Below are 26,638 nucleotides of genomic sequence, written 5' to 3'. Positions count from 1 at the left end.
TGCTGGTTTGTGTCCTGCGGGGGGGGGCCCGGGGGCGGGGGGCCCCGGCCCCCCCCGGGGGCGGCGGGGGGGGGGGCGCCCCCCCCCCCCCCGCCCCGCCCCGGCGCTCGTCGCGTCCGCGGTCAGGGTACGAACCTCGTCGCCGGGTAGCGCGGGTCGTCGTGGTCGAACAGGTGCCGGTCGCGGTGCTTCAGGTGCAGGTCGAAGAAGCCCGCCAGGTACTCGTGCTGGGCCCGCGCGGAGCGCGTCGGGTCGATCGTGCCGATGATCGCCTCCGACACACCCGGCTGAAGCACGCGGGACAACTGCGGCAGCACCACCTGGTAGTCGGTGAAGCCCAGGTGCGCCGAGCCGGAGAAGTGCAGGTCGCGCTTCCACCCCCGCTGGTTGGTCCAGAACGTCCCCCACGACGGCTCGAAGCCCGACGTGTGCGTGCCTTCCCGCACCTGCCCGGTCGCCGGGTCGACGGCGTCGCTGCCGACGAGCATGAACGGCCGGCCGACGCCGTGCAGCACGCTGTCGCCCGGCAGGTCCGGGTCGCCGACCACCATCGACCCGTCGAGGTTCACGCCGGCGTCGAACCGCTGGTCCCGGTACATCGTCTCGGCCGCGGTGAAACCGCCGTAGGAGTGGCCGAACACGCCGACGTCGGACAGGTCGAGCGAGCCGGCCAGGCCGCGCGGCAGCGGGTCGTGCTCGGCGTCCGGGTTCTGCCCGCGGTCGAGGTGGGTCACCTCGTCCAGCACGAACCGGGTGTCGGCGATCCGGGCCTCGAGCGCGGTGCGGAACGACGCGGGGTCGTCACCCACCTCGGCCTCCACCACCCGCCCGTTCGGGAACTCGACCCACTGCGACTCGTAGGTGTGCGCCATCGACACGACGACGTACCCGTGGCTCGCGAGGTCGTCGGTGATGGTCGCGTTGAGCTCCCGCGCCACGCCGAACCCCGGCGAGAACAGCACGACCGGCCACCCGCCGCGCACCCGCTCGACCGGCGCCGCCGTGCGCGCCCGCCGCGTGGTGCCGACCCAGTCGACCGGACCGGTCAGCACCGAGGAGACCTCGCGGTCCAGCACCCGGGCGCCGGCGGCGGAGAGCCAGGGTGCCCGCGCGCCGGCGGGCCACGCGGGGTAGGTCACGGTGACCATGAGTTCGCGCTTCTCGTTCGGGTGCCACGGGTCCTGGCGCCCGGTGTCGACCAGGTGCAGCTCCGCGGTCCCGACCTGGTGTGGCCCGGACAGCGCGGGCAACGCCACGCGCGCGGCGCCCGCGGCGACGGCCTGCGCGGGCACGGCGGACAGCACCGCGGACAGCGCGGCGGCGGTCGCCAGGGCGACGAGCGGCAACGCTCTACGTCTGTACATTGTGGACTCTTTCTCGGGTGGTCCGTGGACGCCCACAGTGGCAAGCGCCCCGGTCCACCCGCGTCCTCCTCGCGGCTGCCGCCATCCCCGCCCTCAGAACGAGACCGGCACGACGAAAGCATGACGACACACCGGCTCACCCGGTGTGTCGTCTTCTTGACGGCGAACGTCCGTCCGCGCTCGCCGAGACCGCCACCCCGAGCCGCGCGGCGATGCCGCCCCGACCGCCGGCGGGGAGTCGCGCACCCCCGGTCGGCGATCGCCCGCCCGGGCCGTGCGCACTCGGCGCGTTCGGCGGCAGGGCACCGCCGCCGCCCGCCGTCGTCGGAGTCGGCGGCCGTATTGGCGGCCCACGGCGGGTTCGCCCTTTCGGTGGCCTCGGCGTTCGCCCGCTCCACGACCGCACCCGCACGCGGTCGGGATATGGTCTGAACCACTACCGCCGGCACTCGAAGAAGGCGACTGCCGGCGACCGGACAACGCGCCGTCCGCGACCGGGCGGGAATTGCCGGACCGGTGTCGCGACATTCGTCGCGCATTCGCGGATACCACCGGCCCCGCCGGCCTGCCACCTGCGAAGGGAGGTCCGGGCCGCACCTCCCGAAGTCGGGCAAAAGTCGGGCCGAGTAGCGGCTGTCACTTTGTTGGAGAGGCGTCCTAATACATTACCTACGGTAGCCGGACGTGCGTTCATCACTCGGACAGCGTAGTGACAGGTCTGAGCCGTGCCGTTACGTTCGAGTGAGCCCTGACCAGCACCAAGTCTTCTGGGGAGTCGGGGCGATCCGTTCATGACGAGGTTGGGGGATCTCATGCGGACCTTTTCTACCGGTGCCCGAAGTAGGTGTTTTCCGGGACGCTCACCCCGCATCGGGGTGACCCGGTAAGGCCGAGTGGTCATTTTCACCGGACACCCGGGAATCCCTCGGGAACACCCGGCCGGACATCGCCCGCGGCTCATTCGAGAGCCCCGGGGTAAACGTAGGCGCAATGGCCCACGGCGTGCGTCGGTTCGCACCGGCACGACTGGTCGACCTGGGCGCGACCACGTGGGACCGCGAGTGCATAACGCATAAATCGCGAAGCGGATGGACATCCTCCGCATCGGCGATCCGAGGCAGTTTCGGAGGCGAACGAGCGCATGACGGAGATGGCTGATCACCTGCGGGCTGGGAACATCGTCACGTGAACCCGTTGACGTACTCGCCGCGCCTGGTCAAGGCGCTCCCACCACTCGACGTGCACGGCCGGACCCTCAAGGTGTACGGGATGTTCGCGGAGCCCGAGCGCGCCGCCACCCTCCCGGAGCCGGAGTGGTTGCGGCGGCAGGCCGCCTCGGTGCTGACCGGACCGCTGGAGGAGGGCGACCACCCGGTCGGCTTCCTGATCCTGCACTACGGCATGGACGGCGACTACCTGCTGGTGAGCCAGTGGTACGACGCCAACATGATCAAGCACTGGGTGCGCGGCTCGGTGGTCGACGCCGCCGGCGACACCACGTTCGAGCCCCTGGAGCAGCGCGACCTGGTCGCCTGCGTCTGGGAGCTCGAGGTCATGCGGTTCGAGCGCGACGCCTGGGTGAAGACCGTCCTGGCGCGCGGCCGGTTCGACGAGGCCTCGCGCGAGGCCTACCTGGCCATGACGTTCTCGGGGTGGGTATGAGCCACGACGTCAAGGTGCTGCCGATCGAGCCGTCCCACCTGGACACGCTCCTCGTGCTGTGCGCGGAGCACGCCGTGTACGAGAACGCGGACTTCCGGGAGCACGGCCAGGTCGAGCGCTGGCGCTCGGCGCTGTTCGCCGCGGAGCCGAGGTTGCACGGCTGGATCGCGACCGACGGCGGCGAGCCCTGCGGCTACATGACCGCCACCGTCGACTTCGCCACCTGGAGCGCCGCGCCGTTCGCCTACATGGACTGCCTCTACCTCCGGGAGTCCCACCGCGGGCTCGGGCTCGGCCGGGTGTTCCTCGACCGGCTGCGGGAGTTCGCGCGCGCCAACGGGTGCGGCTGGGCCGAGTGGCAGACGCCCGAGGACAACGCGCTCGGCATCGGCTTCTACCGGCGGATGGGCGCGACCTCCCGGACCAAGGCCCGCTTCACCTACGACGTCGGCGAACGGGGCGGGTCGTGACGCGAAGCCGGACCGCCGCGCTGCCGCCGTGGTCGCTCGACCCCGCCGACCGGGCGTTACCGGCGCCGGCGCTCGGCGACCTCGTCCGGGCGGCGGCACGCAACTGGCCGGACCGGCCGGCCGTCCACGACGGACGTTCCGGCCACACGTTCGGCGAGCTCGAGCAGCGGGCCCGCGCGCTCGCCGCGTGGTTGGAGGGCCGCGGTGTCGGCCGGGGCGACCGGGTCGCGATCCTGGCCGAGAAGTCCGCGCTCATGCCCGTGCTGGCGGTCGCGATCTGGAAGCGCGGCGCGGTCTACGTGCCGCTGGACGCCACCCAGCCGCTGCCCCGCCTGCGCGCCCTGCTCGACCGGCTGGCGCCGCGGGTGGTGCTCGCGCTGGACGACCGCGAACCGGCGGTCGACCTCGAGTGGGCGGGTCGGACGCGGCTCGACGCGATCCTGGCGACGTCCGCGCCGGACCAGCCGACCCTCGCGCACGAGCCCGAGGACACCGCGTACATCATCTTCACCTCGGGGTCGACGGGCACGCCGAAGGGCGTGGAGATCACCGTCGCGAGCCTCGTCGCGTACTTCGGCAACCACAACGAGGTGCTCCGGTTCACGCCGGACTCCCGGGTGTTCAGCCTGTCCCCGTTCCACTTCGACGTGTCGATCGAGGACACGCTGCTGCCGCTGTCGCTGGGCGCGTTCGTGCACCAGTTCCGCGGCGTCCACGCCGGGGCGATCATGCGCGCGATCATCACCCGCGAGCGGATCACCCACCTGATCGCGGTGTCCACGCTGCTCACCATGATCACCGCCGGCGGCCGGCACGTCACGAGGGCGGACTTCCCCGCCCTGGAGATGGTCATGACGGGCGCGGAGGTCTGCGACCCCGGCGTGATCAACGTGTGGAAGACCGGCCTGCCCGAGGTGCGGGTGATCAACGTCTACGGGCCGACCGAGGCGACGATCGTCTGCACCGCCCACGAGATCGAGCGGGTCGACCCGGAGCGGACGACCTCGTACCCGATCGGCCGGCCGCTGCGCGGTGTGCTGGCCCGGCTCGTGGACGACGGGGTCGAGGTCCGCGAACCCGGTCGGGTCGGCGAGCTGTGGATCGGCGGCGAGCAGGTGATGCGCGGCTACTTCGACCAGCCGGAGGAGACCGCGCGCCGGGTGGTCGAGGTGGACGGCGTCCGCCACTACCGCACCGGCGACCTGTGCAGCTACGACGACAACGGCGACCTGGTCTTCCAGGGCCGCGACGACGACGAGGTGAAGCTCGCCGGGCGGCGGATCCACCTCGGTGAGATCCGCGAGGTCGTGCTGGGCTCGCCGGGTGTCGAGCGGGCGGCCGTCGCGCTGGTGCCGCGGCGCGGTCAGGACGTGATCGCCCTCGTGGTGATGGCGCCGGACCGGGCCGTGGTGGCGGAGGTCGAGAAGCGGTTGGCGGACCTGCTGCCGGAGTACATGCGCCCGACGCTGGTCGCCTGGTCGCCCGAGTTGGCCGTGGCCTCGACGGGCAAGACGGACGAGAACGGCGTGATGCGCAGGCTCGCCGAGGCGGCCCGCGAGTCGACCGCGACGCACTTCGCGCTGACGGCGGGCGGCGCGGTCGAACCCGTGGACGGGAACGGCCGTGGCTGACGTCGGGGCGCGGGCCGTGCACGTCGAGTTCGGCAGGCTGGCCGCCGCGCGCAGGATCATGGCGGTCAAGGCGTCCACGGGTTCGCTCGCGGACGACCGGGCGAACGCCGAGCGCTGGATCGCGCGCTTCGGCAGCGCCGTCGAGCCGGACGACGGCGCGTCGGTCGAGCCGGGCGGGCACTCGGTGCTCGTCCGGCCGGCGCGACAGGTCGCGACCGCGCCCCACGTCCTCTACGTCCACGGCGGCGGGATGGTCTACTACTCGACCGCCCTGTTCGAGCCGTTCCTGCGCACCCTGGCGAACACCCTGCACGCGCCGGTGGAGGCGTTCGACTACCTCAAGGCGCCGGAGCACAGCGTCGAGGAGTCGGTGGGGCTGCTGGGAGAGCACGTCGCGGCCCGGTGCCGCGCGCTGGAGGGCCGCCCGCTCGTGATCGCCGGGGACAGCGTCGGCGGGCTGCTCGCGCTCCACCTCGCGCTGCGGGTGCTGCCCGACGTCTTCTCGCGCGTGGTGCTGATCTACCCGGTCCTCGACCTGCGCACGGAGCGCGAGTCCTACCGGGAGTTCGGCGAGGGCTACTTCCTCGACGGCGCGGCCATGCGGCTGTTCCGGTCGTTCCTGGAGCCCTTCTTCGCCGACCGCGACTTCGACCCGTTCGCCCTGACCGACGCCGACCTGGCCCGACTGCCGGACTGCTCGGTCGTGACGGCCGGCTTCGACGTGCTGCGGGACGAGGGGCTCGGCTGGGTGCGGCACCTGGCCGAGCGGTCGGTTCCCGTGCGGCACCGGCACTTCCCGGACCTGCCGCACGACTTCTGCCTGTACGCGGGCCGGTTGGCCTCGGCACGCGACGCCGTGGCCGAGATCGCCCGGACCGCGTTCACCCGGGAACCCGCCTAGCCGACCCCCGCGGGTCGGCGCCGGAAGAGCGAGTGGAGGAGGGAAAGTGGCAGTCCGAGCCGCCGCGCTACCACCGTGGTCGGTCGATCCCGCCGACGGGACCGACCCGCCACCCGCCCTCGGTGACCTGTTCGTCGCGCCCGCCCGGCGGTGGCCGGACCGCGCGGCGATCGACGACGGCGCCACCGGGTACACGTTCGCCGAACTCGAGGAGGGCACGCTGGCGGTCGCCGCCTGGTTGGCCGGACAGGGCGTCGGCCCGGGCGACCGCGTGGTGGTGCTGGCCGAGAAGCGCGCCGTGGTGCCGATCCTCGCGGTCGCCGTCTGGAAGCGCGGCGCGGTCTACGTCCCGCTGGACGCGGCCGAGCCGGTGGCCCGATTACGCGGGCTGCTCGCCCGGCTGGAGCCGGCGGTGGTGATCGCGCTGGACGACCGGGACGACCCGGTCGCCACCACCGGCCGTCGACTGGGCGGCGCGGAACTCGCCGGGATCCTGGCCGGGCCGCCCGCGACCCACACCACCTCGGCACACCCGCCGGGGCAGGCCGCGTACATCATCTTCGCCTCCGGTCCGACCGGCGAGCCGCAGGGCGTCGAGAACAAGGCCGAGAGCCTCCACGCGTACTTCCGCGCCCACAACGAGGTGCTCCGGTTCACCTCGGCCTCCCGGGTGCTGAGCCTGGCGCCGTTCCACGTCGACGTGTCCTTCGAGGACACCCTGCTGCCGCTGTCGTTGGGCGCCTTCACCTTCCAGTTCCGCAACCTGCCCGCCGGCGCCGTGATGCGCGCGGTGCTCGGCCGGGAGCGGATCACCCACCTGATCGCGGTCACCATGCTGCTGACCATGATCACCGGCGACGGGCGGCAGCTCACCCGGGCCAAGCTGCCCGACCTGGAGCTGGTGATGACCGGCGCCCAGGTCTGCGACCCCGCCGTGCTGGACACCTGGAAGCGGCAACTGCCCGACGTCCGCCTCCTGCACGCCTTCGGGCCGCCCGAGGCCACGGTTTTCAGCGTCTCCCAGGAGATCGGGGCCGCGCGCACCACCCCGTACCCCATCGGCCGACCCCTGCGCGGGCTGACCGCGACGCTGGTCGCCGACGGGGTCGAGATCACCGAACCCGGTGTGCCGGGCGAACTCCAGGTCGGCGGCGAGCAGGTGATGCTGCGCTACTTCGACCACCCCGCCGAAACCGACCGGGTGCTCGTGGAACGGGACGGCACGCGCTACTTCCGGACCGGCGACGTCTGCGCCTACGACGAGGAGGGCGCCCTGGTGTTCCTGCGGCACGGCGACGAGGACGTCACGTGGATCGCGGGTCGCCGCACCCACCTGGGTGAAATCCGCCGGGTGGCCCAGGGTTGCGCCGGCGTCGACCGGGCGATCGCGGCCAGGATCCGGCGCGACAACCGCGACGTGGTCGCCCTCGTCGTCGTCGCGGCGGACCGACGGGTGCTGCCCGAGGTGGAGGCCCTGCTGTCCGTCCTGCCCGACTACCTGCGCCCGACCGTGATCGCCTGGTCGCACCCGACCACCGCCGACGACGGCGCGGTGGTCGAACGACTCGCGGACGCGGCCCGGCGGTCGCCCTCCCGGTATTTCGCGCTGTCGGCCGATGACGCCGTCGAGCCAATCGACAAGGTGGAGCCATGTCTGTAGCGGTGAAGGAGAAGGTCGCCGAGTACCTGGAGGCGGCGCTGGGCAAACCGGTCGACCTCGCGCCGCTGCCCGACGACACGCCCCTCAACGATTTCGGCCTCGACTCGCTGTCGACCATCGGCGTGCTCGTCACGCTCCTGGAGGACTGCGGGGTCGACCTGGGCGAGCACGCGGACTCGCTGGTCACCCCGAGCACGTTGGACGACCTCTACGCCATCGCCGACCGGTTCATGGGCACCGGGGAACCGAGCACCGAGGAGAGCGACATGACCCGGGAACAGCGCTCGCAGTTGGACTTCTACCAGGAGAAGCTCGCCTACGAGATCGACTCGGCTGACTTGCAGACCGCGCTGGACGAGGGTCAGGACATCGTCGTGGTCGACGGCCGCAGCAGCGAGTCCTACGCGCTGGAGCACATCCCCGGCGCGCTCAGCATCCCGCACCGCTCGATCTCCCAGGAGTCGCTGGCGGGCCTGTCCAAGGCGCCGCTGTACGTCGCCTACTGCGACGGCATCGGCTGCAACGCCTCCACCAAGACCGCGATCAAGCTCGCCACCTCGGGCTTCCGGGTCAAGGAGCTGATCGGCGGGCTGGACTGGTGGAAGCGCGACGGCCACGCGATCGAGGGGCACGCCGCCCAGTGCGCCGAGCACGGCCGCGTCGCCTGCGGATGCGCGGGTTAGGCGAGGGACACCCGGTCGGCCCGAGCAGAGAGGGAGTTCAGCGGTGAGCACTCCGGAGCGGTCCACAGTGGACGTCGCGGTGGTCGGCGGCAGCATCGCCGGCTGCGTCGCGGCGATCCGCCTGCGCCAACTGGGTTTCGAGGTCGCGATCCTCGACAAGAAGGCGATGGACGACCAGTCCCACAAGCGGTTGTGCACGCACTTCATCCAGCCGCACGCGACACCCGTGCTGGCCGACCTCGGGTTGGCCCACCTCGCCGAGCGGCCCTGGTCGGTGCCCACCAAGGCCGTCTTCGTCACGCCCGGCGGCCTGGTCGAGGGCCCCGGCCCCTACCTCCCGGGCGAGCAGGACCTGTCCGCGCTGAACCTGGAGCGGCGGGTGCTGGACCCCGCGCTGCGGGCCGCCGCGCGCGAGCACGGCGTGCAGTACCTCGACGGCACCTCGGTGGAGCAGGTCGAGGAGGACGAGACCGGCTGGACCCTCGACACCACCGGCGACCACGGGCACCGGCGCTTCCGGGCCCGGCTGGTGGTGGCCGCGGACGGCCGCCGGTCGCGGCTGGCCAGGCTGCTCGGCAACCCGACCGAGGAGCACCCGAACGACCGCGCGGCCCTGTTCGGCTACTTCACGGGCGTCAAGACCCGGGAGGACGAGCGGTCCGTCTTCATCATGAACGACCGGGACCTGGCCTGCGTCTACCCGCTGGTCGAGGACCGGACCCAGTTCGTGCTGTTCGCGGAGAAGTCGCGGGTCGAGGGGTGGCACGGCGCGGACGGCAGGCTCGGGGAGTTCCTGGCCTACTTCGGCGACCTGCCGGACGCGCCGCCGGTGGCCGACGCGGTGCCGGAGACGGGACTGCTCGGCTACGCGGACTACCCGAACCAGGTCCGGCGGCCGGTGGTGGGCTCGGTGCCGTTCGTCGGCGACGCGGCCCTCTCGCTGGACCCCATGAGCGGCATCGGGTGCGGGTTCGCGCTGGTGTCGGGCGACCTGCTCGCCCGGTCGTTCGCGAACCGGTCGCTGGCGGGCGACGACCTCGCCGAGGGGCTCGCCGAGTACCGGCGGCGGTTCGAGGAGGTGCTGCTCCCGCACGCCGAGGGCATCATCCGGGACGCCTTGGTGGACAAGGACGAGGCGTCCCAGCAACGGACGTTCCGGATCATCTGCGACAACCCGGCGTTGAGCCAGAAGTACCTGGCGCTCACCGGTCGCATGGTGCTGCCCGGCGAGTTCAAACGAGACCTCATGCGCGCGTTGATGACCCGGGGTTCCGCCGGGCGCGGGCGCTGATCCGCCCGCGGGCGAACCAGGAAACGGTGACATGCGAATTCAACCTCCGCCCCTGCTCGTCGGGGTGCTGTGCGGTGTCGGCGCCAACCTGATCTGGGGGTTGGCGTTCCTGATGCCGTTGCTGCTCCCCGGTTCGGACGCGGTCGCGCTCGCGCTGGGCCGCTACCTCGTCTTCGGGGTGGTGTCGGCGGCGATCCTGGTCGTCACCCGCGGCGGCGGCGCGCGCGGTCTCGGCCGGCGGGTGTGGGGCACCGCGCTGGTGTTCGCGTTCGCCGGGCACCTGGGCTACTACTTCTTCCTGGTGCAGGGGATCACGCACGCCGGCGCGCCGATCACCACGGTGATCATCGGGACGCTGCCGGTGACCGTGGCGGTGACCGGCAACCTGGTCCGCCGCGAGTTCCCGTTCTCCCGGCTGCTGCTGCCGCTCGGGCTCATCACCGTCGGCCTGGTCCTGGTCAACGTGATGGAGGTCGACTGGCGCGGCGCGTTCACCGGCCACTCCGGCGCGACCTGGCTGATCGGGGTCGCCTCCGCGTTGGCGGCGCTGGGCCTGTGGACGTGGTACGCGGTCGCGAACGCCGGTTTCCTCCGGAAGCACCCGGAGATCTCCTCGTCGAGCTGGTCCACGTTGATGGGCGTGTGCACGCTGGCGCTGTCGCTGGTCGCCCTGCCGGTCGCCGCCCTCACCGGCGGGGTGCGCCTGGGCGGCGCGGGCTCGCTCGTCCCGCTGCTCATCGGCAGCGTGGTGCTGGGCGTGCTCGTCTCGTGGGTCGGCACGGTGCTCTGGAACCGGTCCTCGGGACTGGTGCCGATCTCGATCGCGGGCCAGATCGTCGTCGTCCAGGTGATCGCCGGGCTGATCTACGTGTTCGCCTGGGACGGCCGCGTGCCGCCGCTGCCGGAGCTGATCGGCATCGCGCTGCTCATCGGCGGCGTGCTGCTGGCGATCCAGCGCACCCGCAGGACTCCGCCGGTCGCCGACCGACCGGCCGACAAGGCGGAGCTGACCTCATGAACCGCAGGGAGGACGAAGCCTGATGTCGCGCGTCGCGTTCACGACTTTCGCGATCCTGAAGAAGCCGTACGGCTTCCCGGAGACCCAGGGGTACGACGACCTGACGCCGGCCGCGTTCGAGACCGCCGAGGGCAGCCCGGGTTTCATCGCGCGGGCCAAGGAGGACCCCGGGCAGAGCCACCTCACCAACTTCGTCCGGGACTGGGGCGAGTGGGGCCGGTTCGACGTGCCGCGCTTCTACACCGGCGGCCGCACCGACGAGACCGACAGCCGGGCCGGGACCCTGTCGCTGTGGACCGACCTGGAGTCCGTGTTCACCTACGTCTACTCCGGACTGCACCGGACCATCCTGCGCCGCCGGCACGAGTGGTTCCTCAAGCCCGAGTGGCCCGGCTACGCGATGTGGTGGGTGCCCGACGACACCACGCCCACCTGGTCGGACGCCTGCCACCGGCTGGAGCACCTGCACGACCACGGCCCGAGCCCCGTCTCCTTCACCTTCCGCCAACCCTTCGACTCCGGCGGCGTCCCGACCAGGCTCTCCCGCCCCAAGGACGCGGACGTCACGCCCGACGAGTGACACCCGCCCGGCCGCACACCACCTCGCCCGCCCACTCCACCAGGGGGATTCCCGTGATCACGCGTGCCTTCGACAGGTCGGCGATGAGCTGGTCCTACGAGATGCACCTGCAACCCTTGCTGTCCGCCGCCGACATCGAGGGCCTGCCGTTCGGGTCCGTCTTCGGCAGCGTCCCCGCGCGCAGCGTCTCGAAGCGGCACGCCCACCAGGACGGCGAGATGTTCATCGTCCTGGGCGGCACGGCGTTCGTCGTGCTCGGCGACGAGGAGCGCGAGCTCGGCCCCGGCGGGGTGGTCTACCTGTCGCCGTTCGGCTACCACGAGATCCGCAACGAGTCCGACGAGGCGTTCGACATCGTCTCGATCTACTGGGAGCACATCCCGAGCGCCGTGGAGGCGTTGACCAAGATCTCGCCGAGCTCCGTGCTCCCGGAGCGCACGCTGGTCTTCTGCCCGCCGCCCACGCCCAACGGCGGTCTGCACCTCGGGCACCTGGCGGGCCCGTACGTGCGGGCCGACATGCTGGTGCGCGCGTTGCGCAGCGCGGGCCGCGAAGCCCGGTACGTCACCGGGACCGACGACCACCAGTCGCACGTCGCGGCCACCGCGCTGCTGCGCGGCACGAGCCCGGCGGAGGTGGCCGCGACCGAGGGTGACGCGATCCTCGCGACGTTGGCCGCGGCCGGCGTCGAACCCGACCGGCTCACCCGTCCCGGGACGGACCCGGGGCACGCCGAGCGGATCCGCGCGCTGCTCGACCGGGTCGCGGCCTCGCCGTCGGTCACCGAGCAGGAGCGGGAGACGGCCTACTGCCCGCGCTGCGACCTGTCGCTGCACCAGGCCTTCTCGCGCGGGTTCTGCGCGCACTGCCTGGCGTCCAGCGACGGCGAGATCTGCGAGGCGTGCGGCCGGCCCAACGAGTCCCGCGAGCTGACCGACCTCGAGTGCCGGATCTGCGGCACGCCGGCCGTGACGCGGCCGGAACGGGCGCTGTGGCTGGACCTGAACGCGCACGCCGGCCAGTTGCGCGACCACCTGCGCACCTCCTACACCTCGCCGGACCTGCTGGCCCTGGTGGAACGGCTGCTGGACGAGGGGTTGCCGTCCTACCGGCTGGCCCGGCGCACCGAGTGGGGCGTCCCGGTCGGGGACGGTCAGGCCGTGGACGCCTGGACCGACCTCGCGCTGACCTTCCTCACCGCGGCCAAGGCCGAGTCCGAGCAGGGCGGCCCGGCCCGGATCACGCTGTTCCTGGGCTACGACAACAGCTTCTTCTACGCGGTCCTGCTGCCGATCCTGGCCTTCGCCGCCGACCTCGCCGACCACCTGCCGGTCGCGTTCGTCACCAACCAGTTCCTGCACCTGGACGACGCGAAGTTCTCCACCAGCCGGGGCCACGCGATCTGGGCCGACGAGGCGCTGGCCGCGGCGGGCCCGGACGCGGTGCGGCTCGCCCTGCTGCGCGACGCGCCGGAGGGGCGCGTCACCCGGATCACCCGGGAGCGGGCCGACCGGCTCGGGCAGGACCCGCTGTACGTGGGTGCCCGCGCGTGGTTGGGCGATTTCGCCGCACTGGCGCAGGAGAGCGGCGGTCAGGTGCCCGGCACCGGCGCGTGGACCGACGCGCACCGCGAGTTCTACCGCTACCTCAACCTCACCACCCACCAGCTCGACGGCCTGCTGCTCCCGGAGTCGTTCAGCGCGCGCGGGTACGTCCGCCTGCTGGAGTCCTTCGTGGACCGTGCCGCCGAGTTCCGGGCCACCGAGCGGGCGGCGCGCGCGGTGCCGTCGCTGGCCGAGGAGGCGCGTACCAGCCTGGCGCTGGAGTACCTGGCGGCCAAGGTGTTCGCCGCGCTGGCGTGGCCGGTGACGCCCGAGCTGGCCCGGCGGATCCGGGACTGGCTCGGCCTGCCCGGGCAGCCGGTCCGGGAAACCGACTGGTCGTTCCTGCCGTCCGGCACCCGGCTCGCGGCGGCCGCGCCCGACCTCGCGCCGGCCGTCGGCGCGCACCCGTGAGCGAGGACGGCACGGCCTTACCGGCCGGCGTGGACGTCGTGGTGGTGGGCGCCGGGATCACCGGCGCCTCCATCGCGCACCACCTGGCCCGCCGGGGTGTGTCCGTCGTCGTGCTCGACCGGTCGCCGACACCGGCCGCCGGCGCCACCGGCCGGTCCGGCGGCATGGTGCGCGGCTACGACCCGGACCCGGTGATCGGGGACCTGGCGCGGGCGAGCCTGGCCGCCTACCGGGACCCCGCGCGCTGGAGGTCGGGACGCGCGCCGCTGCGCGCCGTGGGCGCGGTGACCGCGGCCGACCCCGCCGAGGAGCCCGCGCTCCGGGAGGCCGCCGCGCGGATCGCCGGCTCGGCGCACGTGGTCGCCGGGCAGGCCGAGGTGGCCGGGGTCCGGTTGGCCGGCGGTGTCGCCCTGGTCGAGCCGGAGGCGGGCTGGGTGGCGCCGGCGGAGGTCGCCGCGGACTGGCTCGCCCAGGCCCGCGCCGACGGAGCCGTGGTGCGCCAAGGGGTTCGCGTGCTCGGCGTCGAGGACCGCGGCGGGCGACCGGTCGTGCGCACGGACGCCGGCGTGCTCGCCGCGGGCGTGGTGGTCGCGGCGGTCGGACCCTGGGCGGCCGAGCCGGTGCCCGGGTTGCGACCCGCGACACCGGTCCGGGCGCGGTCCATCCAGGTGACCGTCGTCGCGCGCCCCGCCGACGCGCCCGCCCACCCGACGTTCGTGGACCTGCGCACCGGCGGGTACGCGAAACCCGTCGACGCGGACCGGACGCTGATCGGCCTGCCGCACCTCGTCTGGGACTCCTCCTTCGACGCACCACCCGATCCCGGGCACGCGCGGGCCACCCTGTCCGCGCTCACCGCCCACTTCCCGTGGCTCACCGCGGCGGCGCACCTCGACACGATCCGCGCCACCGACGCCTACGGCCCGTCGCCCGCCGACGGGCTGCTGGACCGCACCGACGTGCCCCACGTGTGGTCGGTGCGCGGCTGGAACGGCGGCGGCGTCAAGACCGCGCCGGAAGCCGGACGGCTCGTCGCGGACGCCTGCGCGGCGGACGCCTCCTCCGACCTCGTCTGACCGCCGCCCGCCCGGCGGCACCCCCATCGGCCCGTCCGCGACAGGATCGAGGTGCGCCATGCCGGACGTCTTCCCCAGCCACCCGCCGAGCGCGTGGAGAAGTCCGATCGCGCCCCCGGACCTGGATCCACCACCCACACCCGCAGTCCACCAAGGGGGAACAGTGACTCACTGCCACGACGTGCTGGGCATCGGCTTCGGTCCGGCCAACCTGGCGCTGGCCATCGCCCTGGAGGAAGAGGGCCACGACCTCGACGCGCACTTCCTGGAGGCGAGGCCCGGTCCGTCCTGGCAGAGCGCCATGATGCTCGACGGGTCGGACATCCAGAACCACCCCGTGCGCGACCTGGTGTCGCTGCGCAACCCGCGCAGCCGCTACAGCTTCATCAACTTCCTGTTCGAGACCGGGCGGCTGCTCGAGCACCTCAACGTCCCGATGGAGTTCCCGCTGCGCAAGGAGTACGCGCAGTACGTCACGTGGGCCGCGGGCCACTTCGGCCGGCTCGTCGACTACGGCGCGCACGTCACCGGCGTCGCCGTCGACCGGCAGGCCGAGGGCGGGCCGGTCTACACCGTCACCACCTCCGCCGGCGACACCCACCGGGCGCGGGCGCTGGTGGTCGGCACCGGACGCTCGCCCTTCATCCCGGCGCCGTTCGACGCGGTGGACTCGCCGCGGGTGTTCCACCTGACGCGCTACCTGCCCGCGCTGCGGGAGTTGGGCGTGGCGGGCGAGGGCCACTCGACGCCGCGGGCGGTGACCGTCATCGGCGGCAGCCAGAGCGCGGTCGAGCTCACCCTCGACCTCGCGCGGCGGTTCCCCCGGGCCCGGGTCACCACCCTCGCGCGGTCGTTGACGTTGCGGCTCAAGGACACCAGCCCGTTCAGCGAGGAGGGGTACTTCCCCGGCTTCACCGACTACTACTACCGCGCGCCGCGCGACCGCAAGGACGCGATCGACTCCTACCTGCGCCTGACGAACTACTCGTCGGCCGACGGCGACGTGCTCCAGGAGCTGTACCGGCTGATCTACGAGCAGCGGCTCGACGGCGACCAGCGGGTGTTCGTCAGCGGCAGCCGCCAGGTGCGCTCGCTGGAGGTCCGCGACGACGGCGTGCTCCTCGACGTCGAGGAGTTGAACACCGGCGAGACCGAGGAGCACGAGGCCGATTTCGTCGTGCTGGCAACGGGTTTCCGCGATCTCGGCCCGGCCGCCCACCAGGAGCGGGTGCCGGCGCTGCTGCGGGACGTCGCCGACGAGTTCGTCTTCGACAACCACGGTTACCTGACCGTGGAACAGGACTACGAGGTGCGACCGCTGGACGCCGACACGCCCGCGCTGTTCCTCAACGGCCTGTGCGAGTCCACCCACGGCATCGGGGACGCCGGGTCGTTCAGCCTGTTGTCCTTGCGCGCCAAGGTGATCGCAGAAGGCCTGCGGAAGAGCCTGCCGTGACCGGGAGCGCGCCCGTCGACGCGGCGGGCGCCCGGCCGCGGCGGCGGATCGCCGCGCACCTCGCGGGCGGCGTCCTGGGCGCGGGGATGCTGGTGATGCCCTCGGTCGTCGCGGCGCTGGCGGGCGGGCACAGCCTGCTCGTCTGGGCCGCGCACCTGGCGCTCGGCGGGTCGGTGGCCCTCGTGCTGGCGCTGGTGGTCCGCGACCGGGTGGGGTCGACCTCGTTGGCGGGCGCGGTCGGGGTGCTGCTCGGCCGGTGGGCGCAACGCCTGGTGGACGGGGTGTTCGCGGTCGCCTTCACCGCCGGGCAGGCCGCGATCGCCTGGTTCGCCGCGACCTGCCTGGTGACCGCGGCGACCGGTTCGACTCCCGGGCCGGGCGTGGGCGTGCTGCTGCTCGCGCTCGGGGTGCTGGCGGTGGCCGTGCTCGCGGCGTTGAGCCCGCTCGTGCCGCCGGCCGCCGTGCTGCGGTGGCGGTGGTGGGTCACCGGTGTGCTGGCACTGGCCTGCGCGGCCTGGGGTTGGCCCGCCTCGGGCCCGCACACGCCGCTCGCGCCGTCGGGCCTGGGCATCAGCGGCGCGCTGTGGCTGGCGTTCGCGGCGCTGTTCTTCGCCGGTGTCGGCTGGGAGGCGGTCACCACCGTCGTCCCGGCGACCGCCGCCGGCCCGGGGCGCACCGCGGCGGGCGTGCTCCTGGGCACCGCGCTCGTCGCCGTCGGCTACCTGGGGTTGGCCGCCGTGTACCGGTCCGCGGGCTCGGCGGACCCGGTGGCGGCACCGGTGCGCTGGGTGCTCGGCCTCGCCACCGCCACCGTGCTGACGTCCTTCTGCTTCACCAACGTGCGCACCGCGGCCCGGATCGCGGGCCGGCTGCGTCCCGAGCCGGAGGCGGCCGGGCGGAGCCGGGTGACCCTCGCGGTCGTCGGCCTCGCGTGCGCCGCCTTCGCCTGGGCGGGAACGGGCGACGGCGCGGTGCCCCTCCTGCTGCTGGGCCCGGCCGCGGCCGCGCTGGTCGGTTACGCCCTGGGCGCCGTCGCCGCCGTGCGCCGCGGCGGCCCGCTGCTGAAGTGCGCCGGAGCCGCGGTGCTGCTGGTGCTCGCGGGCACCGCGCTGGTCCCCGTGCGGTTCCTGCTCGACGGCTGAGCGGCGCACCTCCCGCATGTCCGGTTCCACTCCCGAGGAGACACCATGACCGCCCCCACGATCGAATCCGAGGTCCGCAGCTACTCCCGGAACTGGCCGGTGGTGTTCGACCACGCGCGCGGCAGCCGCATGGTCGACCGCGACGGCCGCGCGTACCTGGACTTCTTCGCCGGCGCCGGCGCCCTGAACTACGGCCACAACCACCCGGTGCTGAAACGGGCGCTGCTCGACTACCTGGAGCAGGACGGCGTCGCGCACAGCCTGGACATGCTGACCGCCGCCAAGGAGGAGTTCCTCGCCGAGTTCGCGGCCAGGGTGCTGGTGCCGCGCCGGCTGGACTACCGGGTGCAGTTCCCCGGTCCCACCGGGACCAACAGCGTCGAGGCCGCGTTGAAGCTGGCCCGCAAGGTGACCGGGCGGCCGACGGTCGTCGCGTTCACCGGCGCGTTCCACGGCATGTCGCTGGGTTCGCTGGCCGTGACCGGCAACGCGGCCAAGCGCGCGGGCGCGGGTGTGGCGCTCGGGCACACCTGGCGGCTGCCCTACGACGGGTTCGCGGGCGGCGAGGTGTCCGGTCTGAAGCTGTTGGACAGCATGCTCGCCGACAGCAGCAGCGGTCTCGACCTCCCGGCGGCCGTCGTGGTGGAGACGGTGCAGGGCGAGGGCGGCGTCAACGTGGCGGGACCCACCTGGTTGGCCGACCTCGCGGAGCTGTGCGACCGCAGGGGGATCCTGCTGATCCTGGACGACATCCAGATGGGGTGCGGCCGCACGGGCCCGTTCTTCAGCTTCGAGGTCGCCGGGATCACCCCCGACGTCGTGTGCCTGTCCAAGTCCATCAGCGGGTACGGCCTGCCGATGTCGCTGACCCTGTTCCGCACCGAGTTGGACGTGTGGCAGCCGGGCGAGCACAACGGCACGTTCCGCGGCAACAACCCGGCGTTCGTGACGGCGACCGCCGCGCTGCGGGAGTTCTGGTCGGACGGCGCGTTGGAGAAGCAGACCCAGGAACGGGCCCTGCTGTTCGAGGAGAACCTGGGCGAACTCGCGGACCGCCACGTCGGGCACGTGGCGTCGGCCCGGGGTCGGGGTCTGGTGTGGGGCTTACCCTTCCGCGACCCGGCCGCGGCCAGGAAGGCGGCCGACACGGCGTTCGCCCGCGGCCTGCTGGTGGAGACCTCGGGCTCCTACGACGAGGTCGTCAAGCTCATGCCGCCGCTGACCGCGACGGACGGGGAACTCGCCGAGGGCCTCGACATCGTCCGCCACGCGGTGGCCGCGGCCGTGACCACCTGACCGCCGCGCGGAAACCCATGCCGGAGCACGAGGTCGTCGGACCCGCCGACGACCTCGTGCCCGCTACGGGAGGCTCTCCACCGGCTCGCGCGCGACGCGCACCGGTCGCGACGTCACCCCGACCACGACGGCCACCACCGCGAACGCCACCACGACGTCGAGCACGTAGTGGTGCCCGGTGACGAGCACGACGAACGCGGTGAGCAACGGGTGGAGCCAGGCCGACCACGAGGCCCGCGGCGCGCGGTCGCGCAACGCCGACCACACCGCGTAGCCGCACCAGGTCGCCCACGCCACGTGCATGCTCGGCATGGCGGCCAACAGGTTCACCCCCGGCCGCGGCACCCGCGACTCGGCGCCGAACAGGATGTCGTGGTCGGCCATGTGGTCCACGATGCCGGGCTGGGCGAACCGCGGCGGGGCCTCCGGGTAGAGCCACACGAGCAGCAGGTCCAGCAGCATCAGCACCACCAGCGCGGTCCGCGCCGACCCGTACCGCGACTTCTTCCTCACGTAGAGCCAGATCAGCACGACGGGAACGGCCAGGACGCTCAGCCGGTAGAAGTACCCGGTGAGGTGGATCGCGACGGGGTGCCCGAGCATCGCGTGGTTGAGCGGCTCCTCGACCGCGACCCGCAGCACCCGTTCGAGCCGCTGCACCCGCCCGGCGTTGTCCGTGGCCGCGGGGTCACCCCGGTCGACCGCGGCCCGGGCCAATCCGAACGCGAAGTACCCGGCGAGCAACAGGGGCATTTCGAGGTACCACGCGAACCTCTTGTGCCAGAAGGACGAGGACGGCATGCGCCCCGAGGGTACGCCGCCCGCCCTCACCCCCGGTGCGTTTCCCGCCGGCCGCCGGGCGGCGGCGCGAAGACCTCGGTGAGGTGCACCCCCATCCCGACGTCCTCCAGGAACGCCGCCCACACCCCGTCCGGATCGTCCAACGCGGTCTCGTCGACGTCGAGCAACCCGAACCGCAGTTCCTCCGCCACCCGCTCGAACTCCTCGGAGTCGAGCAGCTCCGCGAAGTCCCCGTCACCGGAGTAGTAGGGAAACCGCCCGACGACGAACGCCACGCTGTCCACGAACGCGCGAACGGACCCGTTCACCACCCCGAACCCCTCCGCGCCCACTCGGGGCACGAGCACCACCCGCCCGGTGGGCCGTTCCACGCACAGCCGCCCCTCCTCCCCGCAGGAGGCGAAGGCGACCAACCCGGCGTGCGCCCCGGAGAGCACGACGGCTTCCGCCAGCACCCGGTACTCCGCACCGAAGAACCGCCGGGGCACACCGGGGTCCACCAACCACGCGGCCACCTCCCGGCCCACACCCGCCGCGGACGGCACCGCCACCACTTCGTCGTCAGGCCAGGGGATCAGCACCCCGCCACTCCTCCACCCGCGGTCCGCGCCGCTGCGCCAGATCACTGATCACTACACTTTCGAGTGATCTTAGAACCGCCCGCACCGCACTCCGACCGGCGATCCACCTCTGCCGAACGGGTGACGTCGCGCGAGTCGAAAATCGGCCGACCCGCATAAATGCACTGCCGACCGGCCGACAAGCGGTCCGTGACGTGCACGAACAACGGTTCGAGCCGATCACCCCGGCGTGCACGCGCCGATGCACGGGCGCCTTCCCCGAAATATTGATCTTGGTGCGCAACAATTGACCAGTTGCAGTGTTTCAGTCGAGTGCTCCACGCTTCTGCACATGAACCGCGCACCGTCGCCGCACGGCGAGTGGGTCGACCCGGCGGATGCCGACGACCTGCCCGAGGACCTGCGGGGGAAGCGGGCGTACGTGCCTCGCCCCCTGAAGTCCGACCTCTTTCTCCCCACCGAGACGCATGCCGTGCTGGCAATGGCCGAACACACCCTGGGAGAGCTCAACGAAAGCACCCGACGGCTACCCCATCGCACCATGTTCGCGCTGTGCACCCGATTGCGGGAGGTGCAGAACTCGGCGCAGTTGGCCGGGATGAGCGTGGACTTCTCCGAGACCTGGTTGACCCGACTGCTGCTGGCCCGCGCCGCGGACGACGTCGAGCAGCAGAACCTCGTCCTGGACCGCCACCCGATCGGCCGGGTGATCCTCGCCTTCGAGCACGGCGCGGCCCGGGTGGCCGACGGCGCGGTCGTGGACGGCGACCTGCTCTGGCAGGTCGCCGGGAAGCTCACCGGCACGACCGGCGGCAGCGTCGAGACGAGCCTGCGGGCGCACCAGAGCGTGCTGCGGAGCCGGTCGCCGGAACAGCCCGCGATCCTGACCACGCCGCCGGGCGGACTGCTGCGCAGCGCGTTCGCGCAGTGGTCGACCTGGGTGGGCGCGCCGCACCCGCTGTCCAGGATCGGCCGGATCTCCTTGGCGCACTTGAACCTCGTCCTGCTCGACCCGTTCCCCGGCACCGGCGACTACCTCACGAGCGTCCACAGCTCGTTGGCGATGGTGGGTACCGGACTGCTGCGCGACCAGGTGCTGCCGCTGTCGTCCTGGCTGGACGAGCAGGCGGTGGAGTACTACCGGCGGGTCGGCGCGGTGATGGACGGCGGTCCGATCGAGGACTGGATCCGGTTCTTCGCGCTCGGGGTCCGGTCGGCGGGCAAGGCGCAACTGGCGTTGATCGGGGAGTTGGACGCGTTGAGCAAGGAGTTGCTCGACCAGGTGGACGGCTCGCCCACCGTGCAGAAGGTGGTGGCGGGGTTGATGACCGCGCCGGTCACCAACAACCGGACGCTGGAGGTGATGTACGGCATGGCCAACCGGACGGCCACCCAGGTCACCCGCCAGCTGGTGAAGGCGGGCGTGCTCGAGGTGGTGGGAGGCAAGTCCTACAACAAGGTCTTCGTCTGCCAGCCGGTGCTGGACGTGTACGCGTTGCAGACCCCGCGCGCGCCGGCCTCGGACCGGGACGTCTTCGCCCCGTCCGCGAGCGGACCGGCACACCGCCGGGACGACTAGGCGTCCGGGAGTTCTCGCCCCGCCGGTGTGGCGAGCAGCGCCCGGACGCGGTCGGCCGCCCGCTCGTCCTCGTCCACCAGCAGGCGCAGGGAGGCGCTGAAGTGCCGCCGTGCCGTGCCGACCGACCCGATGGCCCAGAACGCGCGCCCCAGCGTCTCCAGCTCGGCGGCGAGTTCCACCGGGCCCACGTCCGGCAGGCCCTCCAGGTCGGCGGTCGCCCGCGCGGCCTCGCGCAACTGGTCGGAGGCGTCGCGGTCGCGACCCACGACGACGAGCGCGACGCCGCGGGAGATCTGCGCGCGGGCCGCGCCGAACCGGTCGCCGGTGCGCCGGTACAGCGACAGCAACCGCTGGTGGCAGTCCAACTCCCGGTTGCCGCGCCCCGCCTCGCGGTAGATCCGCGCCCGGCGCCACAACGTGTCGATCATCCCGGCGGTGTCGTCCAGTTCCTTCCACACCCGCCACTCGCGCACGCCGTGGGCGTCCGCCGTGACGAAGTCGCCCCGCGCGGCGAACCACCGCGCGCTCAACCGCAGCAACCCGGCCAGCCGACGCGGTTGACGTTCCTCGATCGCCGCCCGGGTGCCGGCCTCGGCGAGGTCGATCGCCCACTGCCGCGGCGCGTCGGTCGGCGCGCAGACCCACAGCCGGGCGGTCAGCGCGGTGGCCAACGACCTCCACCGGGCCCGGCCGCCGGCGCGCACCGCGGCCAGCGACACACCCAGGTGCCGGCGCAGCCAGGCGGTGGCCTGGACCGGGTCGGCGAAGCGGACGGCGGGTACGGCGGTGCCCGCGCCGACGCCGTGGTGGTCGAACCCGTCGACCCGGCGCGCCAACAGGTCGCACGCCGTGTCCAGGGTCGTCAGCAGGTCCTCGCCGATGCGCCGCGCGGTCAGCCGCACCGGTTCGCTCCACGGTTCGGGCAGGGCCTGCGGCGCGGGGCGCCAGGCGAACAGGTCGTCGCCCGCGGGCACCAGTCCCGTCGCCGCGTGGCGCCGGTCCGCGAAGCGCTCCAGCTCACCGGGTGCGAGCGCGGCGCCGATCAGCAGCACCCGCGAGGGCAGTTCGGGCGTGCCGAGGACCTGGAAGCAGTGGACCAGTCCGGTGTCGTCCAACGGTGTGTCGCACGCCCGGCCCACCAGCAACTCCTCGTCCGGCGCGACCCGCCCCTGCCCGCGGCCGCCCTCTCCGACTCCACCGATCATGCAGCCCCGCGCGCCGGAACGGAGCCCTTGTCGCCCGATCTCACCAGCGCCGCGGGTGACACCCGACGGGCGTGCACAGGGTACGACCGGCAAGTCGTTCCACACATGATCAACGAAGTCAACCGATCGAGTGGCACGTCACCACCGACCGACGGCAGCACGGTCACGAAAGCGACTATCGGCGATCCACCCGCGGACGTTTCACCCGAAGAGGCCGCCGAACGTCCCGAGCCGGGTCGCGCTCGAGCAGACGCAGCCGATCACCGACACCCGGCGGGCGGGCGACCACCTCCGCAACCCCGGCGGCGGCCGGTCGAGCATCTTCTTTAAGGCGGAGAACAACCTCCGGTCGCTCTCCTCGGCCGTCGGCGTGGAACGCGGCGGGCGCGGGCGCGCCGGAGAACGGGGTGTCGCGCGGCACCACCGGGTGCCGCTTGTCGTCGTCCCGGCGGAGTTCCGCCTCCGGGTGGGCCGAGTCGAGCCGCGCCGGCGGGCAGGACCAGGTGGGCGTTGCCCGCCTCCCACGCCTTTCCCTTGGCGCGGTGGAGGACCAGGGCGCGCAGCGGTACGCGCCGGCCGGTCGCCGGGGTCGTGGCGGTGTCTCGCGGACGCGCGGAATTCGGCGGCGCGGGAGAGCGTCGCCCGTCGTGGTGATCACCGGAAAATTGCGATGGAAACTCAAACGCAGACACTTTGACAACGCCCGGAGCTGCGTGGTCGACAAGGCCGCGGTGCGTTCCCGCCGCACGGGGTCGCGATGTGGCTATGTTGGCAGTCGCATCGGAGGCGAGAGTGGTGATGATGAGTTCCACCGTGTACTACAGCGGGCTGCCGCTGGACCGGGTTGGTGGGCGGCGGGGAGACGCCGCGTGGGTCGCGGAGGCCCTCGGCGGTGTCGGCAGTCGGGTGATTCCGCTGTGGCGCGACCACTGCCTGGTGCGGGACGGGAAACCGGTCGTCCCCGGCGCCGATTCGGCGGGCGCGGTGGTGGCGGCGGCCGGGGAATCGGTGTTGTTGGGCGTCGACGGCGGCAACGCGGTGTTCGCCGCGGATTTGTCCGGGTTGACGCGGGACGAGGCGTTGGCGCTCGCCGGCGCGGACGCCGCGGTGGACGTCCGCACCCTGGTGGGGAGTTTGCCCGCCGACGAGTGCGGGCTTCTCGCCTACGCGCGGGGCATTGTGCATTGGAATCGCAATCAGCGGTTCTGCGGCGCCTGCGGCAGTCCGGCCGAATCCCGGGAGGGCGGTCACCTCCGCGTCTGCACCGGGTGCGGGAAGTTGTTGTTCCCCCGGATCGAACCGGCCGTGATCATGTTGGTCGAACTGCCCGGGGAACCGGCCCGCTGCCTGCTCGGGCGGCACCGGAATTCCGCGCCCGACCGGTTCAGCACGTTGGCCGGTTTCGTGGAGATCGGCGAGAGCCTCGAGGACGCGGTGCGCCGCGAGGTGGCCGAGGAGGTCGGGGTCACCGTGGGCGAGGTCGTCTACGAGGGGTCCCAGTCCTGGCCCTTCCCCGCCGGGCTGATGCTCGGGTTCCGCGCCGTGGCGGTGTCCGACGAGATCGCGCCGGACGGCGTCGAGCTGGTGGAAGGCCGCTGGTTCACCGCCGCCGAGCTGCGCGCGCGGATGGCCGACCCGGCGGCCGGCGGGCCGTACCGGGTGGATTCGATCGACCGGCACCTCATCGAGAAGTGGTTGTCCGAGAACGAGTGAAACGGGAGCGCAGATGACCGACGAACGCACGACCGCGGATTCCCGGGTGCTGGCCTTCCCGGCCGCCGACCCGGCCGACGCGCTGGCCTACTTCCGGCGGGTGCGGCTTTCCTGCGAGACGGATCCTTTCGACGTGCACCACGACCTCGCGGCCGGTGTGCCCGGAATAGTGCTGATCGACGCGCGCACCGCCGACGCCTACCGGGCCGAACACCTGCCGGAATCCCGGAGCCTGCCGCACGCGGACATCACCGAGGACGTGGTGGCGATGTTGGACCGCGATTCGGTTTACGTCACCTACGGCTGGGGTCCGGCGTGCAACGCCGGAACCAGGGCCGCCGCGGCGTTGGCGGCGGCGGGTCTCCGGGTGAAGGAGATGATCGGCGGGCTCGAGTACTGGAAGAGGGTCTACTCGACCGAGGGAGATCTCCCGGAGCAGATCCTTGTCACCCGATCCGGTGAGGGTCACCCGATCACCCTCCAGCGCTGAACCGGACATCCGAGGCGCCCGGCCACATCTCGGCTCGACCGCCGGAACGATTCAGTCGTCCCATCACCCGGGGAATGCCCGCATAAATCGGCGTGACCTGGAATATGAACAGCAGTCAGATACAGCTAATGCCCGTCGAGTGGAATAATTACACTTTCGGGAAAGTGTGACGCAGTTCACATTGACCCGGTAAGTAACGAACCCGTTAACTTGCGGACGACGACGAGTGGTACCTGGGGTGTGTACGTACTGCGTCGTCACTGGGGAAGTCCGACTGGGGATTCCGACAAACCACTTGACCGCGTGGTCGATACGACGCGGGGTTATTCATGCTGCGCAAACCCGCGTCCCTGACGAAAGGGCTCGAGTCGATGACGGCTGTCGCCGATGTGCGAACGCAAGCGAGGCGTCGAGTGCTCCCGGCAGGCGTGACCGGTTCCCTCTGGTCCGCGCGCCCCACCTGCGGTGACTACGAGTTCCGCGGCTCGACGCTGCGCATCGAGGTGACGGACCCGGAGGAGGTGCTGTTCCCGACCGACTGCGGGCTCAGCCTGCTCGGCGCGCTCCAGACCGACACCACCTTCGAACTCGCGAACAAGACCGTCCTGGACGTCGGCGCCGGCTCCGGGGTGTACACGGTGGCACTGCTCGCCGCCGGCGCCGCGCACGTCACCGCGCTCGACGTCAACACCGCCTCGGCGGCCGCGACCAGGGCCAACGTGCTGCGCAACGGCCTCGACGCCGACCGCCTGACCTGCGTGACCTCCGACCTCGCGGAGTACGCGCCGACGGGGAGGTTCGACCTGGTGGTCACCAACCCGCCGCACCTGCCCCACGACCCCAGCTACACCACGGCGGAGGGCCTGGAGGTCGCGCTGGTCGCCGGGCGCGACGGGCGCAGCCTGTACGACGTCGTGGTGGCGCGCGCGGACGACCTGGTCGCACCGGGCGGCACGCTGCTCGTGGCGCACTCGTCGCTGGCCGACGTCGGGCGCACCACCCGGGAGCTGGGGAACCGGGGCTACACCGCCCGCACGCTGGAGGTGTACGAGATGGACATCCCGCTGCTCGCCTACGCCGAGCACAAGCAGACCCTGCTCGGCCACCTGGAACGGCTCCGGGACAGCGGAAGCGCCACGTTCGAGGGCGACCGCTTCACCGTGCACGCCGTCGCGTTCCAACGACCCGCCACCACCGGTGAACCGGAGGAGACCCGATGACCGCAGACGCCGGCCTGTCCCGTTCGAACGCCGTGAGCGCGGCGGACGTCAACGACCTCATGACCCGCCACATCGACCGGGCCTTCGGCCCCGACGCGGTGGCGGAGCTGCGGGTGCGCTTCGAGCAGGAGCACATCGTGCCGCTGCGCGGGTTGTGCCCGCCGGAGATGTTCGAGCAGATCAAGGACGAGGCGTGCGACATCATCGACCGCCACGGCACCACCCACGACCTGACGTTCGAGATCACCGACAACACGCCGCGGAACATGACCACCGTCGGCCAGCCGATCATCAAGGACGAGGGTCCGCTGATCGACGCCTTCTACTTCGCGCCCGTCCTGCTCGACTTCGTCGGCAAGGTCGTCGGCGAGCAGGTGCACACCTGCCCCTACGCGGGCGAGCACTACGTCATCAGCCGGCTGGGCCGCAGCGGTGACACGCACGGCTGGCACTGGGACGACTACACCTACGGCATCATCCTGGTGCTCGAGGCGCCGCACTACACCCAGGGCGGTTTCGTCCAGGCGGTCCCGAACACCTCGTGGGACAAGCAGAACCCGGACGTGTACGGCGCGCTGATCAGCAGCCAGGTCCGCTCGTACGCCCTGGAGCCCGGTGACGCCTACGTCGTCAAGACGAACACGACGATGCACCGGGTGCACCCGATCCGCGGCGACGGCCGTCGCACGATCGTGAACATGACCCTGGCCAGCACCGCGGACCTCCAGGCGGAGCTGACGCACGAGACCAACGACACGCTCTTCGGCGGCGTGCGGGACACCCGCGTCGGCAAGTAGACCGCGG

The 26,638-nt window shown here is 72.5% G+C and carries 24 protein-coding genes; 19 read left to right on the top strand and 5 right to left on the bottom strand.

The genetic code is table 11. The features are described 5' to 3' along the window. Positions 1 to 122: 122 nt before the first annotated feature. Positions 123 to 1,364, bottom strand: coding sequence for a lipase (locus tag AB0G50_RS31475; RefSeq protein WP_360116014.1), 1,242 nt, complete (start codon positions 1,362 to 1,364; stop codon positions 123 to 125). A gap of 1,185 nt (positions 1,365 to 2,549) precedes the next feature. On the opposite strand from AB0G50_RS31475, the gene AB0G50_RS31470 reads away from it, so the two are divergent. From AB0G50_RS31470 to ectB, 14 genes are all read left to right on the top strand, one after another. After that, on the top strand, positions 2,550 to 3,026 hold the full coding sequence (locus tag AB0G50_RS31470; RefSeq protein WP_360116011.1) for a hypothetical protein: 477 nt from the start codon (positions 2,550 to 2,552) through the stop codon (positions 3,024 to 3,026). Beyond that, positions 3,023 to 3,496, top strand: a complete 474-nt coding sequence (locus tag AB0G50_RS31465) for a GNAT family N-acetyltransferase (RefSeq protein ID WP_360116008.1) — start codon at positions 3,023 to 3,025, stop codon at positions 3,494 to 3,496. Before AB0G50_RS31470 ends, AB0G50_RS31465 begins: the two co-directional genes overlap by 4 nt. Then, a complete protein-coding gene (locus AB0G50_RS31460; protein WP_360116005.1) occupies positions 3,493 to 5,127 on the top strand; it encodes an amino acid adenylation domain-containing protein in 1,635 nt (544 codons plus the stop codon). Before AB0G50_RS31465 ends, AB0G50_RS31460 begins: the two co-directional genes overlap by 4 nt. Next, positions 5,120 to 6,028, top strand: coding sequence for an alpha/beta fold hydrolase (locus tag AB0G50_RS31455; RefSeq protein ID WP_360116002.1), 909 nt, complete (start codon positions 5,120 to 5,122; stop codon positions 6,026 to 6,028). Before AB0G50_RS31460 ends, AB0G50_RS31455 begins: the two co-directional genes overlap by 8 nt. 46 nt (positions 6,029 to 6,074) lie before the next feature. Next, positions 6,075 to 7,688, top strand: a complete 1,614-nt coding sequence (locus AB0G50_RS31450) for an AMP-binding protein (protein WP_360115999.1) — start codon at positions 6,075 to 6,077, stop codon at positions 7,686 to 7,688. Continuing rightward, entirely contained in the window at positions 7,679 to 8,371 is a 693-nt protein-coding gene (locus AB0G50_RS31445; RefSeq protein ID WP_360115996.1) for a rhodanese-like domain-containing protein, read from the top strand. Before AB0G50_RS31450 ends, AB0G50_RS31445 begins: the two co-directional genes overlap by 10 nt. A 43-nt stretch (positions 8,372 to 8,414) precedes the next feature. Further along, positions 8,415 to 9,662, top strand: coding sequence for an NAD(P)/FAD-dependent oxidoreductase (locus AB0G50_RS31440; protein ID WP_360115993.1), 1,248 nt, complete (start codon positions 8,415 to 8,417; stop codon positions 9,660 to 9,662). A 31-nt stretch (positions 9,663 to 9,693) separates the two neighbouring features. After that, positions 9,694 to 10,680, top strand: coding sequence for a DMT family transporter (locus AB0G50_RS31435; protein ID WP_360115990.1), 987 nt, complete (start codon positions 9,694 to 9,696; stop codon positions 10,678 to 10,680). Positions 10,681 to 10,702: 22 nt separating this feature from the next. After that, positions 10,703 to 11,260 (top strand): DUF3291 domain-containing protein, encoded by a 558-nt coding sequence (locus AB0G50_RS31430; protein ID WP_360115987.1) that lies wholly within the window; start codon positions 10,703 to 10,705, stop codon positions 11,258 to 11,260. Between the two features lie 53 nt (positions 11,261 to 11,313). Next, positions 11,314 to 13,275, top strand: a complete 1,962-nt coding sequence (locus AB0G50_RS31425) for a class I tRNA ligase family protein (protein WP_360115984.1) — start codon at positions 11,314 to 11,316, stop codon at positions 13,273 to 13,275. Further along, a complete protein-coding gene (locus tag AB0G50_RS31420; protein ID WP_360115981.1) occupies positions 13,272 to 14,351 on the top strand; it encodes an FAD-dependent oxidoreductase in 1,080 nt (359 codons plus the stop codon). Before AB0G50_RS31425 ends, AB0G50_RS31420 begins: the two co-directional genes overlap by 4 nt. 163 nt (positions 14,352 to 14,514) lie before the next feature. Next, the gene (locus AB0G50_RS31415) at positions 14,515 to 15,807 is read left to right on the top strand and encodes a SidA/IucD/PvdA family monooxygenase (RefSeq protein ID WP_360115978.1); all 1,293 of its coding nucleotides are present in this window, start codon (positions 14,515 to 14,517) and stop codon (positions 15,805 to 15,807) included. Next, a complete protein-coding gene (locus tag AB0G50_RS31410; RefSeq protein WP_360115975.1) occupies positions 15,804 to 16,949 on the top strand; it encodes an amino acid:polyamine antiporter in 1,146 nt (381 codons plus the stop codon). The genes AB0G50_RS31415 and AB0G50_RS31410 overlap by 4 nt, the downstream gene beginning before the upstream one ends. 45 nt (positions 16,950 to 16,994) lie before the next feature. Then, positions 16,995 to 18,245, top strand: coding sequence for a diaminobutyrate--2-oxoglutarate transaminase (ectB, locus tag AB0G50_RS31405; RefSeq protein WP_360115972.1), 1,251 nt, complete (start codon positions 16,995 to 16,997; stop codon positions 18,243 to 18,245). A 63-nt stretch (positions 18,246 to 18,308) separates the two neighbouring features. Here ectB and AB0G50_RS31400 read toward each other — a convergent pair whose 3' ends face one another. Together AB0G50_RS31400 and AB0G50_RS31395 are read right to left on the bottom strand one after the other, a co-directional pair. After that, positions 18,309 to 19,046 (bottom strand): phosphatase PAP2 family protein, encoded by a 738-nt coding sequence (locus tag AB0G50_RS31400; protein WP_360115969.1) that lies wholly within the window; start codon positions 19,044 to 19,046, stop codon positions 18,309 to 18,311. Between the two features lie 26 nt (positions 19,047 to 19,072). Further along, the gene (locus AB0G50_RS31395; protein WP_360115966.1) at positions 19,073 to 19,627 is read right to left on the bottom strand and encodes an SUKH-4 family immunity protein; all 555 of its coding nucleotides are present in this window, start codon (positions 19,625 to 19,627) and stop codon (positions 19,073 to 19,075) included. Positions 19,628 to 19,958: 331 nt separating this feature from the next. Between AB0G50_RS31395 and AB0G50_RS31390 the strand changes: the two genes are divergently transcribed. After that, on the top strand, positions 19,959 to 21,206 hold the full coding sequence (locus AB0G50_RS31390) for a hypothetical protein (RefSeq protein ID WP_360115963.1): 1,248 nt from the start codon (positions 19,959 to 19,961) through the stop codon (positions 21,204 to 21,206). Here the strand turns inward: AB0G50_RS31390 and AB0G50_RS31385 are convergent. Beyond that, positions 21,203 to 22,411, bottom strand: coding sequence for a hypothetical protein (locus AB0G50_RS31385; RefSeq protein WP_360115960.1), 1,209 nt, complete (start codon positions 22,409 to 22,411; stop codon positions 21,203 to 21,205). The genes AB0G50_RS31390 and AB0G50_RS31385 overlap by 4 nt on opposite strands. A 201-nt stretch (positions 22,412 to 22,612) precedes the next feature. Continuing rightward, positions 22,613 to 22,753, bottom strand: coding sequence for a hypothetical protein (locus tag AB0G50_RS31380; RefSeq protein WP_360115957.1), 141 nt, complete (start codon positions 22,751 to 22,753; stop codon positions 22,613 to 22,615). Positions 22,754 to 23,212: 459 nt separating this feature from the next. Here AB0G50_RS31380 and nudC point away from each other — a divergent pair, with 459 nt between their 5' ends. From nudC to AB0G50_RS31360, 4 genes are all read left to right on the top strand, one after another. Beyond that, positions 23,213 to 24,124 (top strand): NAD(+) diphosphatase, encoded by a 912-nt coding sequence (nudC, locus tag AB0G50_RS31375; RefSeq protein ID WP_360115954.1) that lies wholly within the window; start codon positions 23,213 to 23,215, stop codon positions 24,122 to 24,124. Positions 24,125 to 24,137: 13 nt separating this feature from the next. Further along, complete coding sequence (locus AB0G50_RS31370; protein ID WP_360115951.1) at positions 24,138 to 24,614, top strand: rhodanese-like domain-containing protein; 477 nt, start codon at positions 24,138 to 24,140, stop codon at positions 24,612 to 24,614. Positions 24,615 to 25,042: 428 nt separating this feature from the next. Continuing rightward, complete coding sequence (locus AB0G50_RS31365; RefSeq protein WP_360115948.1) at positions 25,043 to 25,834, top strand: methyltransferase; 792 nt, start codon at positions 25,043 to 25,045, stop codon at positions 25,832 to 25,834. Then, positions 25,831 to 26,631, top strand: coding sequence for a hypothetical protein (locus AB0G50_RS31360; protein WP_360115945.1), 801 nt, complete (start codon positions 25,831 to 25,833; stop codon positions 26,629 to 26,631). Before AB0G50_RS31365 ends, AB0G50_RS31360 begins: the two co-directional genes overlap by 4 nt. Positions 26,632 to 26,638: the final 7 nt, after the last annotated feature.

The sequence above is a fragment of the Actinosynnema sp. NPDC020468 genome, from assembly GCF_040642015.1.
Taxonomy (GTDB): Bacteria; Actinomycetota; Actinomycetes; order Mycobacteriales; family Pseudonocardiaceae; genus Actinosynnema.
Note: the sequence above shows the minus strand (reverse complement) of the source record. Positions and strands in the feature narration are given on the sequence as shown.